This window comes from Streptomyces sp. NPDC093109, from assembly GCF_040701725.1.
GTDB lineage: Bacteria > Actinomycetota > Actinomycetes > Streptomycetales > Streptomycetaceae > Streptomyces.
On sequence record NZ_JBFBEZ010000054.1, the window covers coordinates 1 to 16,264 of the forward strand.

Consider the following 16,264-nt stretch of genomic DNA (forward strand, 5'->3'; position numbering starts at 1 on the left):
GACAGCACACTCTCAACACGACTCAGGAGGCCGGACGATGACAACGACCACCACGCCCGGCCGGGGGTCCGGGGGTCGTCCCCCGGGACAGCACAGTCTCAACACGACTCAGGAGGCCGGACGATGACGACGACCACCACGCCCGGCCGGGGGTCCGGGGGTCGTCCCCCGGGACAGCACAGCCTTAACACGACTCAGGAGGCCGGACGATGAGCGGCGCGATCAGGAGCAGCAGGCCGCACGAGATCGTCGAGCGCGCGCTCGAACTGTCCACGGCCGACGGCTGCGTCGTCATCGCCGACGAGCAGTCGTCGGCCAATCTCCGCTGGGCGGGCAACGCGCTGACCACCAACGGGGTCACCCGGGGCCGTACGCTCACCGTCATCGCGACCGTCGACGGGGCGCGGGGCACCGCCTCGGGGGTGGTGTCGCGCGCCGCGGTGACCGCCGACGAGCTGGAGCCGCTGGTCCGGGCCGCCGAGGCCGCCGCGCGCGGCGCCGGACCGGCCGAGGACGCGGGGCCGCTGGTGGCGGCCGGAGAGGTGTCGGGGAACTTCACGGACGCGCCCGTGGAGACGACCTCCGCCGTCTTCGCGGACTTCGCGCCGGCGCTCGGCGAGGCGTTCGCGCGGGCCCGGGCCGGTGGCCGTGAGCTGTACGGCTTCGCCAACCACGAGCTGACGTCGACGTATCTCGGGACGTCGACGGGGGTACGGCTGCGCCACGACCAGCCGAACGGCACGCTGGAGCTGAACGCCAAGTCCCCGGACCGTACGCGCTCCGCGTGGGCGGGCCGCGCCACGCGCGACTTCAAGGACGTCGACCCCGGCGCGCTCGACGCCGAGCTGGCCCGCCGGCTGGTCTGGGCCGAGCGGAAGATCGAACTGCCCGCCGGGCGGTACGAGACGCTGCTGCCGCCGACCGCCGTGGCCGACCTGCTGATCTACCAGCTGTGGTCCTCGGCGGCCCGGGACGCGGTGGAGGGCCGTACGGTCTTCTCCCGCCCCGGCGGCGGCACCCGCGTCGGGGAGACCCTCTCCCCGCTGCCGCTCACGCTCCGCTCCGACCCGTCCGAGCCGGGGCTGGAGTCCGCGCCGTTCGTGATCGCGCACGCGTCCGGGGACGACGCGTCCGTCTTCGACAACGGTCTGCCGCTGGCCCCCACGGAGTGGGTGCGGCAGGGCACGCTGGACCGGCTCGTCACCACCCGGCACAGCGCCGCCCTGACCGGCCTGCCGGTCGCGCCGGGCATCGGGAATCTGATCCTGGACGGCGGCGGCGAGCGGTCGCTGGAGGAGATGGTGGCGAGCACCTCGCGCGGGCTGCTGCTGACCTGTCTCTGGTACATCCGCGAGGTCGACCCGGCGACGCTGCTGCTCACCGGGCTGACCAGGGACGGGGTGTATCTGGTGGAGGACGGCGAGGTCGTCGGCGAGGTGAACAACTTCCGGTTCAACGAGTCGCCGGTCGATCTGCTGTCCCGGGCCACCGAGGCGGGGCGTACGGAGAAGACGCTGCCGCGCGAGTGGGGCGACTGGTTCACCCGGGCCGCGATGCCCGCGCTGCGCGTGCCCGACTTCAATATGAGCTCGGTCAGCCGGGGCGTATGACCCCCATAGACTGACCCGTGGTACATCCATTGACGTGCGAGGAGAGACCCGACCGTGACGGACATCGTCGACGAGCTGAAGTGGCGCGGGCTGTTCGCCCAGTCCACTGACGAGGACGCTTTGCGCAAGGCGCTCGCGGACGGTCCCGTCACGTTCTATTGCGGTTTCGACCCGACCGCGCCCAGCCTGCACGTGGGCCATCTCGTGCAGGTGCTGACCGTACGCAGGCTCCAGCAGGCCGGACACCGGCCGCTGGCGCTGGTCGGCGGGGCGACGGGGCAGATCGGCGACCCGCGGCCGACGGCCGAGCGCACGCTGAACGATCCGGAGACGGTGGCCGGCTGGGTGGCCCGGCTCCGGTCGCAGATCGAGCCGTTCCTCGCCTTCGACGGGCCGAACGCGGCGACGATGGTCAACAACCTGGACTGGACCGCGGGCCTGTCCGCGATCGAGTTCCTGCGGGACATCGGCAAGCACTTCCGGGTGAACAAGATGCTCACGAAGGACTCGATCGCCCGCCGGCTGGAGTCCGACGAGGGCATCAGCTACACCGAGTTCAGCTACCAGCTCCTCCAGAGCATGGACTTCCTGGAGCTGTACCGGCGGTACGGCTGCGTCCTCCAGCAGGGCGGCAGCGACCAGTGGGGCAATCTCACCGCCGGTCTCGACCTGATCCACCGGGTCGAGCCGGGCGCCGAGGTGCACGCGCTGGCGACGCCGCTGATGGTGAAGGCGGACGGCACGAAGTTCGGCAAGACGGAGGGCGGGGCGGTCTGGCTCGACCCGGAGATGACCACGCCGTACGCGTTCTACCAGTTCTGGCTGAACGTGGACGACCGCGACATCACCGCGTACAGCCGCATCCTCAGCTTCAAGTCGCAGGCCGAGCTGGCCGAGCTGGAGACGCTCACCGCGGAGCGTCCGCAGGCCCGCGCGGCCCAGCGGGCGCTGGCGGAGGAGCTGACGACGCTGGTCCACGGCGCGGACCAGTGCGCGGCGGTCATCGCCGCGTCCCGCGCGCTCTTCGGCCAGGGCGAGCTGACGGAGCTGGACGAGGCGACGCTCGGCGCCGCGCTCTCCGAGGTGCCGCACGCCACGGTCGCCGAGCCGGCGGCGGTGGTCGACCTGCTGGTCGAGACGGGCCTGGCGGCGAGCAAGTCGGCCGCGCGCCGTACGGTCAAGGAGGGCGGCGCGTACGTGAACAACGTGAAGGTCGCCGACGCGGACGCGGTCCCCAACCGGGCCGAGCTGCTGCACGGCCGCTGGCTGGTGCTGCGCCGGGGCAAGAAGAACCTGGCCGCGATCGAGGTCGCCGGGGGCTGACCCGCGCGAAACACCGCTGCCGGGCGTACGGGAGGGGTTCTTCCCATACGCCCGGCAGCGGTGTTTCCGGAGGGATCCTAGATTCTCTCGCGGTGGTTCTCGGTGCCCCTGGTGCCTCTGATCGTGCTCCAGAGTTTCGCGCCCAGGGCGACCACGATGATGGCCCCGATCAGCTGGAGCACATGGCGGGTCCAGTCGATGCCACTGGTGTGGCGGACACCGATCCATCCCGCGACGGCATTGCCGAGAATGCTGCCCAGGATGCCGAACACAGCCGTCAGCCACAGTGGGATGTGCTGTTTGCCGGGGATGATCGCACGGGCGATCAGACCGAGCACCAGACCCACGACGATGACCCACAACCAACTCATGGTCGCCTCCTCACGCGGCGCGATATGCGCATGACCGACAGTCTGTGCCGGTCGGCCATTCAGCGCATGTCGGACAGAGCCGTACGGGGTGGCGCGCGGTCCGGCGCCGGAAAGAGCGGCGCCCCCGCTCTCGTTCCCGGGGAGGCCGCGGCGTACCGTGGTGGCGTCCGGTCCGGGGCGAGTCCGGCACAGGTGAATCGGGTGGTGGGTCGGGATGCGGAAGAAGAGCGGCTCCGAGGTCTTCCAGATCACGGGAGCCCGCCGGGGACTGGCCGAGGATGTGCGCGGCCGGCAGCGTCGCTATGTGATCTCCATGTCGCTGCGGACCGTCGCGGTGATCGCGACCGCCGCGCTGTGGAACGTCCAGCGGCCGATCGCGATCGTGGCCCTGGCGCTGGGTATCCTCCTGCCCTATGTGGCGGTGGTGTTCGCCAACGGGGGCCGGGAGAACGTCACTTCACTCCCCTCCACCTTCGTGACCGTGGAGCCGCCTCCGATGATCGCGCCACCGCCCACGCCCCCGACCGGCGGCGGAGCCGGGGAACACGACCGGGACGATATCCAGAACGGCCGGAGATAGACCAAGCTCAAGAAAAGCTCAGATCAATCGTGAAGTTCTTGTGCGCGGCACCCCCTTCTCCGTGACATACTTTGCAGGCGCTCCGCATCCCCCGTCGGAGCGACAGACCGACGCCGGGCAGCTCCCCCCGTGGCTGCTCGGCGTCGTTTTTTTTCGGTCGTTTCTTCGGTCGTAGGGTAGAGCGGTGAACTTCCCCCTCTTCGACGGCCCCGCTCAGGGCGGCCCCGACACCCCCGCCACCGCCCCCGTCTGCTCCGCCAAGGGGTGCCGCGCCGCCGCCGTATGGGTCCTGGCCTGGAACAATCCCAAGCTGCACACGCCGGAACGGCGCAAGACCTGGCTGGCCTGCGACGAGCACCGGGAGCATCTCTCCTCGTTCCTCGGGGTGCGCGGCTTCCTCAAGGACGTGGTGACGCTGGACGCGTGGGAGCGTGCCGAGAACCCCCCGGGCGGTGAACCAGGCTCAGCCGCCGATGGCTGACATGGGGCGGTCGGGCTGGAGAAACTCCGGGTCGTCCAGACCTGAACCGGCCTTCTTTCCCCACATCGCGGCCTTCCAGAGGCCGGATATCACGTCGTCGGACGCGTCGGAGCGCAGCGCGGCGCGCAGATCCGTCTCCTCCTGGGCGAAGAGGCAGGTGCGCACCTGGCCGTCGGCCGTGAGCCGCGTACGGTCGCAGGCACCGCAGAACGGGCGGGTGACGGAGCCGATGACCCCGACCCGGCCGGGCCCGCCGTCCACCGTCCAGCGCTCGGCCGGGGCGGAGCCGCGGTCCGCCGTGTCCTCGTCGGTCAGGGTGAAGCGCGTACGCAGTGAGGCGAGGATGTCGCCGGCCGTGATCATGCCGGAGCGCTTCCAGCCGTGCTGGGCGTCGAGCGGCATCTGCTCGATGAACCGCAGCTCATAGCCGTGCTCCAGCGCCCAGGCCAGCAGGTCGGGGGCCTCGTCCGCGTTGAGCCCCGGCATCAGGACGGCGTTGACCTTGACCGGGGTCAGCCCCGCCTCGTGCGCGGCGCGCAGTCCGGCGAGCACGTCCGCGTGCCGGTCGCGGCGGGTGAGGGTCTTGAAGGCGTCCGGGCGCAGGGTGTCGAGCGAGACATTGACCCGGTCGAGACCGGCCTCCTTCAGCGCGGCGGCCGTGCGCCCGAGCCCGATGCCGTTGGTCGTCAGCGACATCTCGGGGCGCGGATCCAGCTCGGCGCAGCGCGCCACGATCCCGACGAGGCCGGGTCTGAGCAGCGGCTCACCGCCGGTGAAGCGGACCTCGGTGATCCCGAGGCGGGTCACGGCGATCCGGATCAGCCGGACGATCTCGTCGTCGCTCAGCAGGTCGGACTTGGTGAGCCACTGGAGGCCCTCCTCCGGCATGCAGTACGTGCACCGCAGATTGCAGCGGTCCGTGAGCGAGACGCGCAGGTCGGTGGCGACGCGGCCGAAGGTGTCGATGAGCACGGTGTTGCCTCCTCCCGGTGACGGTGACGGACCGGACGTGCTGATCCAGACGTGCTGATCCGGACGTGCTGATCCGAGCATGCTCGTCCGAACGTCCGATCCGAACGTACTGATCCGAACATGTTCGAGCCTACGTCAGACCACTGACACCGACGTGGCCGCGCCGCAGGAGTGCGGCGCGGCCACGGAGGGCGTGGGGAGCGACCGGCTCAGTGCGCCCCCGTGCCCGTCAGGGATTTGACCTCCAGCTCCGCGTACTTGCCCGCGTCCGGCTCCTCCTTCGACAGGACGGTGCCCAGCCACCCGAGCAGGAAGCCCAGCGGGATCGAGATCAGCCCGGGGTTCTCCAGCGGGAAGAAGTGGAAATCGACGCTCGGGAACATCGACGTGGGCTTCCCCGAGACGACCGGCGAGAACAGCACCAGCAGAACGGACGAGGCCAGCCCGCCGTAGATCGACCACAGGGCGCCCTGGGTGGTGAATCTCTTCCAGAACAGGCTGTACAGCAGCGTCGGCAGATTGGCGGAGGCCGCGACGGCGAAGGCGAGCGCGACCAGGCCGGCCACGTTCAGATCGCGGGCGAGTGCGCCGAGCGCGATGGAGACGACGCCGATGGCGACGGTCGCCCAGCGGGCCGCCCGTACCTCTTCCTTCTCGGTGGCCTCACCCTTGCGGATGACATTGGCGTAGATGTCGTGCGCGAAGGACGACGAGGACGCCAGCGTCAGGCCCGCGACCACCGCGAGGATGGTGGCGAAGGCCACCGCGGAGATCACCGCGAGCAGGATCGCGCCCCCGGTCGACCCCGCGCCGCCGCCGATCTCCAGGGCGGTCAGCGGCGCCGCCGTGTTGCCGGACTTGTTGGAGGCGATGATGTCGCCGGGCTTGAGCAGGGCGGCGGCACCGAAGCCGAGCACGATGGTCATCAGGTAGAAGGAGCCGATGATGCCGATCGCCCAGATGACCGACTTCCGGGCGGCCTGCGCGGTCGGAACGGTGTAGAAGCGGATCAGGATGTGCGGCAGTCCCGCCGTACCGAGCACCAGCGCGATGCCGAGCGAGATGAAGTCCAGCTTCGAGGTCGCCGTGGCCCCGTACTTCAGCCCCGGCTCCAGGAAGGCCGAGCCCTTGCCGCTGTTGCTCGCGGCCGTACCGAGCAGGTCGGAGAGGTTGAAGTGGAACTTCCACAGGATCAGGAACGTGATCAGCAGGGTGCCCGCGATGAGCAGGACGGCCTTGACCATCTGGACCCAGGTGGTGCCCTTCATCCCGCCGATCGTGACGTACACGATCATCAGCAGCCCGACCAGCGCGACGATGGCGATCTTGCCCGCGTCGCTGGTGATGCCGAGGAGCAGCGAGACCAGCACGCCCGCGCCGGCCATCTGCGCCAGCAGATAGAAGATCGACACGACGATGGTGGAGGTGCCGGCGGCGGTACGGACCGGACGCTGGCGCATGCGGTACGCGAGGACGTCGCCCATCGTGTACCGGCCGGAGTTCCGCAGCGGTTCGGCGACGAGCAGCAGCGCCACCAGCCAGGCGACCAGGAAGCCGATGGAGTAGAGGAAGCCGTCGTAGCCGAAGAGGGCGATGGCACCGGCGATGCCGAGGAACGACGCGGCGGACATGTAGTCGCCGGAGACCGCGAGGCCGTTCTGGAAGCCGGTGAACTGACGGCCGCCCGCGTAGAAGTCGGAGGCGCTCTTGGTCTGCCGGCCGGCCCAGACGGTGATGACCAGGGTGGCCACCACGAAGAGCCCGAAGAGCGTGATGATCAGCGGCCGGTGCTCGCTGGCGTCCCCGGCGGCGGCGAGCTGGACGGGCACGAGCGGGAGGGGCACGTCGACGGGCCCGCTCAGGAGTGCGACCGAGTGGCTCATGCGTCCGCCTCCATACGGGACTTGATGGCCTCGGCGCCCGGGTCGAGCCGGCGGGCCGCGTGCCGCGAGTAGATCCAGGCGATCAGGAAGGTGGTGGCGAACTGCGCGAGACCGAGCACGAGCGCGATGTTGATGTTGCCGAAGAGCTTGGTGCCCATGAACCCGCCGGCGTAGTTGGACAGCAGGACGTACAGCAGGTACCAGGCGATGAAGGCGATGGTCAGCGGAAAGGCGAAGGCGCGGTACGTACGCCGCAGTTCGGCGAAGTCCGCGCTCTCCTGCACCGCGACGAACTGGGCCGTCGTGGGCTGGGCCGCCGAGGGCGGTTCGGGGGCCGACCGGTCGGGTGCCGGGGGCTCGGAAGCCTGCGGCTCGGGCGGCGGTACGTCGGAAGCCACGGAATCTCCTCGTGACGCGGGTGCGGTGGAGTGGGACATGGCGCGGAAGACCTCACAGGGGGTGGGCGGATGCTCGTCCCCCTGACAACGGCACGGAGGGCGTGGCGAAGCGGTTCACCCCGGGGCTTTTTCTTCCGGAATCAATCCGGAATTGACGCCGGGAACGATTGAAGAGCACCAATGATCAGCGATAGCTTCACTGGTCATGTACCCGTCCAGCGCAGCTCCGCGCGAGGACGGCACTCACGGATGATGTGGAGAACCCATGGCTCATCTGGGATCCAGACGGCGGCGCGCACTGGCGCTGCCCGTAGGTCTGGCGCTCACCGTCTCGCTCGGCTTCCTGCCGGCGGGCACGGCCTCGGCCGCTCCGGCGGGCGGACCCACGCCGGTCGTGACGGACGGTCCGAAGCTGACGTACGTCGTCAACACGTACGGCGGGGCGCTGACGGCAAAGTCGGTCAAGAAGGCGATAGACCGGGCCGGCGGCACGGTGGTGACGTCCTACGACAAGATAGGTGTCACCGTCGTCACCTCGCAGAACCCGGAGTTCGCGAAGACCGTGCGCAAGACCGGCGGGGTCCTCTCGGCCGGAGCCACCCGCACCGCTCCGCTGCCCTCGCAGTCGACGACGGACATCGGCGCGCCCGTTGAGCTGACGGCCGAGCAGGTGGACGCGGTGGCGGCAGCGACGGCGAAGGCGTCGAAGGCGGCTTCCCCGGCTTCGGCCGCGGCGGCCGAGCCCGACCCGCTGGAGCCCCTGCAGTGGGACCTGCCCGCCATCAAGGCGGACAAGGCGCACCTGAAGACGCTCGGCAGCTCGAAGGTCACCGTCGGCGTCATCGACACGGGTGTCGACGACACACACCCGGACCTCGCGCCGAACTTCAACCGCGCGGCCTCCGTCAACTGCGTCAGCGGCAAGCCCGACACGACGGACGGCGCCTGGCGGCCGACCGCCGAGGAGAGCCCGCACGGCACGCATGTCGCGGGTGAGATAGCCGCGGCGAAGAACGGCATCGGCGTCACCGGCGTGGCGCCGGGCGTACGGGTCGCGGGCATCAAGGCGTCCACCCCGGCCGGCTACTTCTACGCCGAGGCCGTCGTGTGCAGCTTCGTCTGGGCGGCCGACCACGGCATCGACGTGACGAACAACAGCTATTACACCGACCCGTGGTACTTCAACTGCGTGACGGACCCCGATCAGAAGGCTCTGGTCGACTCCCTCACCCGGGCCACCCGGTACGCGGAGAGCAAGGGCACGGTCAACGTCGCCGCCGCGGGCAACGAGAACTACGACCTCGCCGCCCGTACGATCGACGACTCCTCCAGCCCGAACGACTCGACCCCGGTGGACCGCACCATCGACACGTCGAAGTGCTTCGACATCCCGACGGAGCTGCCGGGTGTCGTCACCGTCTCCGCCACCGGCGCGAAGGGCCTGAAGTCCTCGTTCTCGAACCACGGTCTCGGCGTCATCGACGTCACGGCCCCGGGCGGCGACTCCACCCGCTACCAGACCCCGGACGCCCCGGCGACCAGCGGTCTGATCCTTGGCCCGCTGCCGAACGCCAGGTGGGGCTACATGGCCGGTACGTCGATGGCCTCCCCGCATGTCGCGGGCGTGGCTGCGCTGCTGAAGTCGACGCACCCGCACGCCTCGGCCGCCGCCATCAAGGCGCTGCTCAAGGTCCAGGCGACGAAGACGGAGTGCCCCGAGGTGTACGACCTCAACGGTGACGGCGTGGCCGACGCCGTGTGCACCGGAAGCAAGCGCTACAACAGCTTCTACGGGGCGGGTCTGGTCGACGCCCTGGCCGCGGTGAACAAGTAACCGCGGAGCGGTAAACGAACGAACGGCGTGGGCCGTTCCCCGGCGACCGGGGGACGGCCCACGTGCGTACGTACGTATCGTCACACCGCTCAGACCGCTCAGATCGCTCAGACGGTGACGAGCACCTTGAGCGCGGTCCGCGCGTCCATCTCCTTGTAGCCCTGGGCGATGTCCTCCAGGCCGACGGTCAGGTCGAAGACGGGGGACGGGTCGATCGTGCCGTCCAGCACGTCGGGCAGCAGCTCGGGCAGGTAGGCACGGGCGGGCGCGACGCCCCCGCGCAGCGCGATGTTCCGGCCGAACATGAGCCCGAGGTCGATGCCGGTGGCGCTGCCGTGCGGCACCCCGACATAGCCGACGGCGCCGCCGTCGCGGGCGATCCGCAGCGATGTGTGCATCGACTGTTCGGTGCCCACGGCCTCGATCACGCAGTGGGCGCCCTGCCCGCCGGTGAGTTCCCGTACGGCCTCGACCGCCGCGTCACCGCGCTCGGCGACGACATCGGTGGCGCCGAACCGCCGGGCGATGTCGGTACGGGCCTGATGCCGTCCGAGCGCGATGATCCGCTCGGCGCCGAGCCGCCTGGCGGCCAGCACACCGCACAGCCCGACCGCGCCGTCCCCGACGACCGCGACCGTGGCCCCGGGCCGTACGCCCGCGCCCAGGGCGGCGTGGTGGCCGGTGCCCATCACGTCGGAGAGCGCGAGCAGCGCGGTCAGCAGCCGGTCGTCGGAGGCCGCGTCGGCGGGCAGTTTGACGAGCGTGCCGTCGGCGTGGGGCACCCGCACGGCCTCGCCCTGTCCGCCGTCGGATCCGGGCTGGCCCCAGATGCCGCCCTCGGCGCAGGAGGTGTGCACACCCTCGCGGCACAGCGCGCAGACCCCGTCGGACCAGGCGAACGGCGCGACGACAAGATCCCCGGCCGCGAACCCGCTCACGCCGGCCCCGGTCTCCTCCACCACGCCGAGGAACTCGTGCCCGATCCGGCGGCCCGCCCCGGTGGTCCCCTCTCCCCGGTAGGGCCACAGGTCGCTGCCGCAGATGCAGGCGCGCAGGACACGGACGACCGCGTCGGTGGGGAGCTGGACGACGGGGTCGGGGACGTCCTCGACCCGTATGTCGCCGGGGGCGTGGATGACGGTGGCGCGCATGGGGGGTTCCGTTCCTTTTGGGAGGAATTTCCAGGGTAATGACGCGTACGAATTGGTTGGTACGACCATTCACCGTAAGCCCGTGCCCGGGGGCCGGTGCAAACCGGCCTCTCGGCGGGGTCCGTCCGCCGTACGATCCTGTGCACGGTGAAGAGTGCGTGCCCGCGAACGGTGCGTGAGGCGGCCAGGGGGCGGGCACATCCGTGACGGGTATCGAAATGGCACTGGTCCGGCTGGCGGGCGCGGTCGGCGGCACCGTCGCCAAGTCCCTGCTGGCCCCGAGACCGGGCGCCGCCCTGGTCCCCGACCCGCTCCGCCCGCTCCCCCGCCCGGCGAGCCCGGACCGGCTGGCGAAGGTGCTGGCGCGGCGCCTCTCCCCCTCGCACGCCTCGTACGCAGCCCTGCCCGCGCACGAACGGCTGGCAGCCGTCGACTCCGTACGGGACACCTTCGCGGCGGCGGGCGATATCGGCGCCGAGCGGCTGTTCGCCCTGGATCTCGACCCGGCGCGGCTGCACGGCGAGCTGCGCTCCCCGGCGGCGGGGCTGGGTGAACGGGCGCGGGGACTGTACGACGAGCTGCTCGGGCTGTGCTGCGCGCACCTGGTGGAGCAGCTCACGGCGCACCCCTCCTTCCCCGCACGGGCGGCGGTGGAGCAGACGCGGGCAACGGGACGCACGCGGGAGCTGGTGGCGGACGTACGGGAGCGGATGGGGCCGCGCGCGGACGCGGTCGCGCTCGGCTTCGAGGAGCGGTACGCGGCCTATGTGACCGCGACCCACGGCCGGCTGGAGCTGTTCGGGCTGACGCTGGGTCGGTCGAGCCGCGAACTGCCCCTGGACACCGCCTACATCAGCCTCGCCATGAGCGGCGAGCGGGAGATCCCCGGGCTGCCGCGCGTCGGCCCCGCGACGCTCACCACCGAACAGGCGCTGGCGGGCGCGGACCGGCTACTGCTGCGCGGGGCGGCCGGTTCCGGCAAGAGCACGCTGGTGCAGTGGCTGGCCGTGACCGCCGCCCGGCGCGGCTTCCTCCCCGAGCTGGCGGACCTGAACCGGTGCGTCCCCTTCGTGCTGCGGCTGCGCGCCTTCACCGTGTCGGAGGCTCTCCCGCTGCCGGAGGACTTCCTGCGGGCTGCGGGCGTCCCGCTGACCCCGGCGGGGCCCTGGGCGGAGTCCCTGCTGACGGAGGGCCGGGCGCTGGTCCTGGTCGACGGCGTGGACGAGGTGCCGACGCGGCTGCGGGCGCGCACGGAAGCCTGGCTGAAGTCCCTGGTGGCGGCGTTCCCCCGGGCTCGGTACGTGGTGACGACCCGCCCGTCAGCCGTCCCCGTGGACTGGCTGTCCGGGCTGGGTTTCGTGGCGCACTCCCTGCTGCCGATGGAACGCGACGCCCTCGGCTCGTTCGTCTCCCACTGGCACGACGCGGCCCGGCTGGAGTGCGGCGCCGACGACGAGCGCGCGCGGCTCGACACGTACGAGAAGTCCCTCATGCACGCCGTCACCACGCGCCGGGACCTGGGCCGGCTGGCAACAAACCCGCTGATGTGCGCGCTGCTCTGCGCCCTGAACCGGGACCGCCGGATGCAACTTCCGCGAGCCCGGAAGGAGTTGTACGACGCCGCACTCGAAATGCTCCTCGTACGACGGGACACGGAACGCGAGATCCAGGACGTCGAGGGCGTCACCCTCACCCGCGACGAGCAGACGGCCCTGCTCCAGCGCCTCGCGTACTGGCTGATCCGCAACGGCCAGGTGGAGGCGGTGCGGGACGAGGCCGTGGAGATGGTCGGCGAGTGGCTGGCGGCGATGCCGCAGGTGGCCTGCGAGGCGGAGCACGTCTTCCAGCACCTCCTGAACCGCAGCGGCCTGCTCCGCGAACCGGTCCCGGGCGCCGTCGACTTCGTCCACCGCACGTTCCAGGACTACCTGGGCGCGAAGGCGGCGGTCGAGGCGCGGGACTTCGGCGTGCTGGTGAGCAACGCGCACGACGACCAGTGGGACGACGTGGTACGGATGGCGGTGGGCCACGCACGCCTGGACGAACGGGCGCGCCTGCTCAAGCAGTTGCTCCGCCGCGCGGACCGCGCGCCCCGACTGCGCAACCGGCTGGTACTGCTGGCGGCGACCTGCCTGGAACACGCACCGGAGTTGGATCCGGGGGTACGGGGCGAGGTGGAGCGACGGACGGAGGAGTTGGTGCCGCCGCGCGGGGACCGGGACGCGGAGGAGCTGGCGAAGGTCGGGGAGCTGGTGATCGAACTGCTACCGGGGCCGGAGGGGCTGGACAAGCGCACGGCGGCAGCGGTGGTGCGGACGGCGGGACTCATCAAGGGGGATGCCGCCCTAGCCGTGATCTCACGGTTTCGGGAGGACGTTCGGCCGTGGATTGTCAACGATTTGTGCAGGGCCTGGGGTTCATTCGACACCGAGTCGTACGCGAAAGCGATTCTTTCCGGCCGCGGCTGGAAGGAGTGCTTTCTGACCGTCCGCACCCCGGAACAACTGCTGGCCTTACGTCACGTTCCTCAGGCCCGTCATGTGCGTGTGGTCGGTAACCATCCCGATCTCACTCCCTTGCTGGCCCTGGAGGAACTGAACAGGCTCCAGCTATGGGACAACGGCGTGCTAACCGACCTGTCCGTCCTCACGGCACTCCCGCACCTCACCGATGTGCATCTGAACCGCTGCCTAGCGGTAAGGGATCTGACAGCTCTGGCCCGGCCCGGGATCACCGATCTCATCTTGTCCGACCTGCATCATGAGATTGCGTTGGACCCTCTCAGCGAGATGCCCGATCTCCAACACGTACTGTTCGACTACCCCTTGCTCATGGAGAGCGTTGGCGAACTACAGATCGGCCCGCAACTGATCAGACTGTCGCTCAGCACGCAGACGCGCTACCTCGATCTGTCAGGCATCGAACGCTGGCCACACCTCACAGACCTCACGCTGAGCGGAGTGACACAGACCCGGCAACTGGCCGAGACGCCGTCGCTCAACAGACTGCGCCTACTGAATCTCCGTCACCAGGACTCGCTGGATCTGAGACACCTCAGCCATCTCCTCGAACTTGAAACCCTCGTGTTGTTCGAGTGCGAAGTGCCGGACGGGCTGGCCCCACTGGGCACTCTGCCCGCCCTCACCACTCTGTGGCTCATCAACTACAGTCAGCCTGGCTCTCCGATGGACCTAAGCCCGCTGGTCGACCTGGAGCACCTCACCATCAGGCTGTCTGGCGACACCCCTGTGACCGGCGAAGACCTCTTCCCGCCCGGCCGCATCATCCGCGACCCCGACTGAACCGAGCGGCAGCGGAGGACCGGACTACGGGTCTGTCGGTCCCGGCCCGTATTCTCTGTGACCATGCTTGACGACCAGACGACAGCAGCGACGTGGCCGGCCGCCTACCCCGAGGGGTACGCGGTCGTCGACGTCGAGACCACCGGCCTCGCCCGCGACGACCGGATAGTGTCGGCTGCCGTCTACCGCCTGGACGCCCGGGGCAATGTCGAGGACCACTGGTACACCCTGGTCAATCCGGAGCGCGACCCAGGACCGGTGTGGATCCACGGGCTGACGACCGATGTGCTGGCCGGTGCCCCGCTCTTCCCCGAGATCGCCGGCGCGCTGGCCGAACGGCTCGACGGCCGGGTGCTCGTGGCGCACAACGCGATCTTCGACTGGTCGATGATCTCCCGGGAGTACGCGCGGGCGGAACGGACCGCGCCCACCCGGCAGCGGCTGTGCACCATCGCGCTCTCCAAGGAGCTGGGGCTGCCGCTGCCCAACCACAAGCTGGAGACGCTCGCCGCGCACTTCGGTGTCGTACAGCAGCGCGCGCACCACGCGCTGGACGACGCGCGGGTGCTGGCCGAGTCGTTCCGGCCGAGTCTGCACGCGGCGGCGCGGGACGGCGTACGGCTGCCGCTGCTGGAGTGCCGGCCGCTCACCGAGTGGTCCGACGGGCCCGCCGCGCCCCGGGTCGGCTATCAGGCCTCGTACCGGCAGGCGAGCTGGCGGCCCTCGCGCAAGCGGCCCTCCTGCCCGTATCCGAACCCCGGGCGGTACGTACCGGGCGGGCGGCTGACGCAGGGGATGCGGGTGGCGTTCTCCGGCGACACCTCCATCGACCGCGAGCTGCTGGAGGACCGGTCCGTGGAGGCGGGGCTGCACGTCGCGACGAGCGTCTCGCGGCTGACCAGCCTGCTGGTGACCAATGACCCGGACTCGTCGACGTCGAAGACGGTCAAGGCCGCGTCGTTCGGTACGCCGGTGATCGACGAGGCGGCCTTCACCCAGCTGCTGCGGGACGTGGCACCGGCCGACGGATCCCCGTGACGGTCCGTCGGGGCCGCAGGTAGTACCGGGCGATCGGTACCGGGCGATACCGCCGCCCGGGTGCCGCGTCGGCGACCCGCCCCGGGAAGCCTTGCCACCACCGTCCGCGCCACCGACCATCCAGCGCATGGCACGTTGCGAGGTATGCGGAAACGACTACGAGCTGGCCTTCTACGTGGAGACCCAGGACGGCGCGCGGCACGTCTTCGACTCGTTCTCCTGCGCGATCCACCGTATGGCGCCCATCTGCGAACACTGCCGCGTCCAGATCATCGGACAGGGCGTCGAGGCCGACGGGCACTGGTACTGCGGCGGGCACTGCGCCCGCGCCGACGGCCGGGTGGGCATCGTCGACCGGGTGTGAGGCGCCCGGGTGCGAGGCAAGCACACGCCGGCCCCGCCCCGGAGCGTCGCGCCCCACCCCGCCCCGGCGCGCGACACGAAATGTCCACCCCCCGTCCGGTCCTCCGACGCCCCCCGAGTACCGTCGGAGGCGTGTACCGCTTCCTGTTGTCCCGGCAGTGGGTGATCCTCACCCTCCTTGGCCTCGCCCTCATCCCCACGATGATCGAGCTGGGCTTCTGGCAGTTCCACCGCCATGAACACAAGGTCGCCCAGAACGCCCTGATCGCGGACAACCTCGGCGCGAAGCCCGTCCCGGTCACCGATCTGACGTCCCCGGGGCACACCGTCCCGCGCGCCGACTACTGGCGTACGGTCACGGCCACCGGCCGGTTCGACCCGGCGCACGAGGTGGTCGTACGGCGCAGGACCTCCAGCGACGACCGGATCGGCTACCACGTCCTCATCCCGCTGATCCTCAAGGACGGCCGCGCGGTCATCGTCAACCGCGGCTGGATCGCGGCGGGCGACGACCAGTACGCCTTCCCCCGTATCCCGGCCGCGCCCAAGGGCGAGGTCACCGTCACCGGCCGGCTCAAGGCCGACGAGTCGACGACGGCCACTGGCATCAAGGACCTGCGGGATCTGCCGCCGCGCCAGGTCATGCTGATCAACAGCGAGCAGCAGCAGGCGCTGCTGGGCCGTACCGTCCTCGGCGGCTACATCGAGCTGACCTCGCCCGTGCCCTCCGGCGGCAGCCCCGAGGCCGTCCCGACCCCCGACCACGGCGACATCGGGCCGCACATGGCGTACGCGGTCCAGTGGTGGCTGTTCGTCGGCGCCGTGCCCGTGGGCTGGCTGATCCTCGTACGCAACGAACGGCGCGACCGGATCGCCGCCGCGAAGAAGAAGGCCGCGGACGAGGAGGCGGCGGCGGAGTCCGAGCCGGAGCCCGTCCCCGCCGGAGCCTGACGCACCG

Annotated in this window: 14 protein-coding genes; 9 read left to right on the forward strand and 5 right to left on the reverse strand. The window is 70.6% G+C overall.

The window, feature by feature from the left end; all coding sequences use genetic code 11:
* Positions 1–209 precede the first annotated feature (209 nt).
* Both AB0389_RS33440 and tyrS read left to right on the forward strand, forming a co-directional pair.
* On the forward strand, positions 210–1,610 hold the full coding sequence (locus AB0389_RS33440; RefSeq protein ID WP_366399309.1) for a metallopeptidase TldD-related protein: 1,401 nt from the start codon (positions 210–212) through the stop codon (positions 1,608–1,610).
* Between the two features lie 54 nt (positions 1,611–1,664).
* Positions 1,665–2,933 (forward strand): tyrosine--tRNA ligase, encoded by a 1,269-nt coding sequence (tyrS, locus tag AB0389_RS33445; protein WP_366399310.1) that lies wholly within the window; start codon positions 1,665–1,667, stop codon positions 2,931–2,933.
* A gap of 77 nt (positions 2,934–3,010) precedes the next feature.
* Here tyrS and AB0389_RS33450 read toward each other — a convergent pair whose 3' ends face one another.
* Positions 3,011–3,304, reverse strand: coding sequence for a GlsB/YeaQ/YmgE family stress response membrane protein (locus AB0389_RS33450; protein WP_366399311.1), 294 nt, complete (start codon positions 3,302–3,304; stop codon positions 3,011–3,013).
* Between the two features lie 214 nt (positions 3,305–3,518).
* On the opposite strand from AB0389_RS33450, the gene AB0389_RS33455 reads away from it, so the two are divergent.
* Together AB0389_RS33455 and AB0389_RS33460 are read left to right on the forward strand one after the other, a co-directional pair.
* The gene (locus AB0389_RS33455; protein WP_366399312.1) at positions 3,519–3,884 is read left to right on the forward strand and encodes a DUF3099 domain-containing protein; all 366 of its coding nucleotides are present in this window, start codon (positions 3,519–3,521) and stop codon (positions 3,882–3,884) included.
* Positions 3,885–4,068: 184 nt separating this feature from the next.
* Positions 4,069–4,365, forward strand: coding sequence for a hypothetical protein (locus tag AB0389_RS33460; protein WP_366399313.1), 297 nt, complete (start codon positions 4,069–4,071; stop codon positions 4,363–4,365).
* Here AB0389_RS33460 and moaA read toward each other — a convergent pair.
* The 3 genes from moaA to AB0389_RS33475 form a co-directional block, all read right to left on the reverse strand.
* A complete protein-coding gene (gene moaA / locus AB0389_RS33465; protein ID WP_366399314.1) occupies positions 4,348–5,337 on the reverse strand; it encodes a GTP 3',8-cyclase MoaA in 990 nt (329 codons plus the stop codon). The genes AB0389_RS33460 and moaA overlap by 18 nt on opposite strands.
* Positions 5,338–5,546: 209 nt before the next feature.
* Positions 5,547–7,220 carry a cation acetate symporter gene (locus AB0389_RS33470; protein ID WP_366399315.1) on the reverse strand — a complete coding sequence of 558 codons (1,674 nt, stop codon included), beginning with the start codon at positions 7,218–7,220 and terminating at the stop codon, positions 5,547–5,549.
* Entirely contained in the window at positions 7,217–7,618 is a 402-nt protein-coding gene (locus AB0389_RS33475; protein WP_366399316.1) for a DUF485 domain-containing protein, read from the reverse strand. The genes AB0389_RS33470 and AB0389_RS33475 overlap by 4 nt, the downstream gene beginning before the upstream one ends.
* Positions 7,619–7,883: 265 nt before the next feature.
* Here AB0389_RS33475 and AB0389_RS33480 point away from each other — a divergent pair, with 265 nt between their 5' ends.
* Entirely contained in the window at positions 7,884–9,452 is a 1,569-nt protein-coding gene (locus AB0389_RS33480; protein ID WP_366399317.1) for a S8 family serine peptidase, read from the forward strand.
* A 107-nt stretch (positions 9,453–9,559) separates the two neighbouring features.
* Here AB0389_RS33480 and AB0389_RS33485 read toward each other — a convergent pair whose 3' ends face one another.
* Complete coding sequence (locus AB0389_RS33485) at positions 9,560–10,603, reverse strand: zinc-dependent alcohol dehydrogenase family protein (RefSeq protein ID WP_366399318.1); 1,044 nt, start codon at positions 10,601–10,603, stop codon at positions 9,560–9,562.
* 203 nt (positions 10,604–10,806) lie between these two features.
* On the opposite strand from AB0389_RS33485, the gene AB0389_RS33490 reads away from it, so the two are divergent.
* The 4 genes from AB0389_RS33490 to AB0389_RS33505 all read left to right on the forward strand — a co-directional run bounded on the left by AB0389_RS33490 (position 10,807) and on the right by AB0389_RS33505 (position 16,257).
* On the forward strand, positions 10,807–13,905 hold the full coding sequence (locus tag AB0389_RS33490) for an NACHT domain-containing protein (RefSeq protein WP_366399319.1): 3,099 nt from the start codon (positions 10,807–10,809) through the stop codon (positions 13,903–13,905).
* 57 nt (positions 13,906–13,962) lie between these two features.
* Positions 13,963–14,943, forward strand: a complete 981-nt coding sequence (locus tag AB0389_RS33495) for a DEDDh family exonuclease (protein WP_366399320.1) — start codon at positions 13,963–13,965, stop codon at positions 14,941–14,943.
* A 127-nt stretch (positions 14,944–15,070) separates the two neighbouring features.
* Positions 15,071–15,307 carry a hypothetical protein gene (locus AB0389_RS33500; RefSeq protein ID WP_114658544.1) on the forward strand — a complete coding sequence of 79 codons (237 nt, stop codon included), beginning with the start codon at positions 15,071–15,073 and terminating at the stop codon, positions 15,305–15,307.
* Positions 15,308–15,438: 131 nt separating this feature from the next.
* The gene (locus AB0389_RS33505) at positions 15,439–16,257 is read left to right on the forward strand and encodes an SURF1 family protein (RefSeq protein WP_366399321.1); all 819 of its coding nucleotides are present in this window, start codon (positions 15,439–15,441) and stop codon (positions 16,255–16,257) included.
* Positions 16,258–16,264: the final 7 nt, after the last annotated feature.

Coding starts and splice junctions, on each gene's coding strand:
- AB0389_RS33440 (WP_366399309.1), top strand. CDS start 210: ATGAGCGGCGCGATCAGGAGCAGCAGGCCGCACGAGATCGTCGAGCGC.
- AB0389_RS33470 (WP_366399315.1), bottom strand. CDS start 7,220: ATGAGCCACTCGGTCGCACTCCTGAGCGGGCCCGTCGACGTGCCCCTC.
- AB0389_RS33455 (WP_366399312.1), top strand. CDS start 3,519: ATGCGGAAGAAGAGCGGCTCCGAGGTCTTCCAGATCACGGGAGCCCGC.
- AB0389_RS33485 (WP_366399318.1), bottom strand. CDS start 10,603: ATGCGCGCCACCGTCATCCACGCCCCCGGCGACATACGGGTCGAGGAC.
- AB0389_RS33480 (WP_366399317.1), top strand. CDS start 7,884: ATGGCTCATCTGGGATCCAGACGGCGGCGCGCACTGGCGCTGCCCGTA.
- AB0389_RS33450 (WP_366399311.1), bottom strand. CDS start 3,304: ATGAGTTGGTTGTGGGTCATCGTCGTGGGTCTGGTGCTCGGTCTGATC.
- AB0389_RS33500 (WP_114658544.1), top strand. CDS start 15,071: ATGGCACGTTGCGAGGTATGCGGAAACGACTACGAGCTGGCCTTCTAC.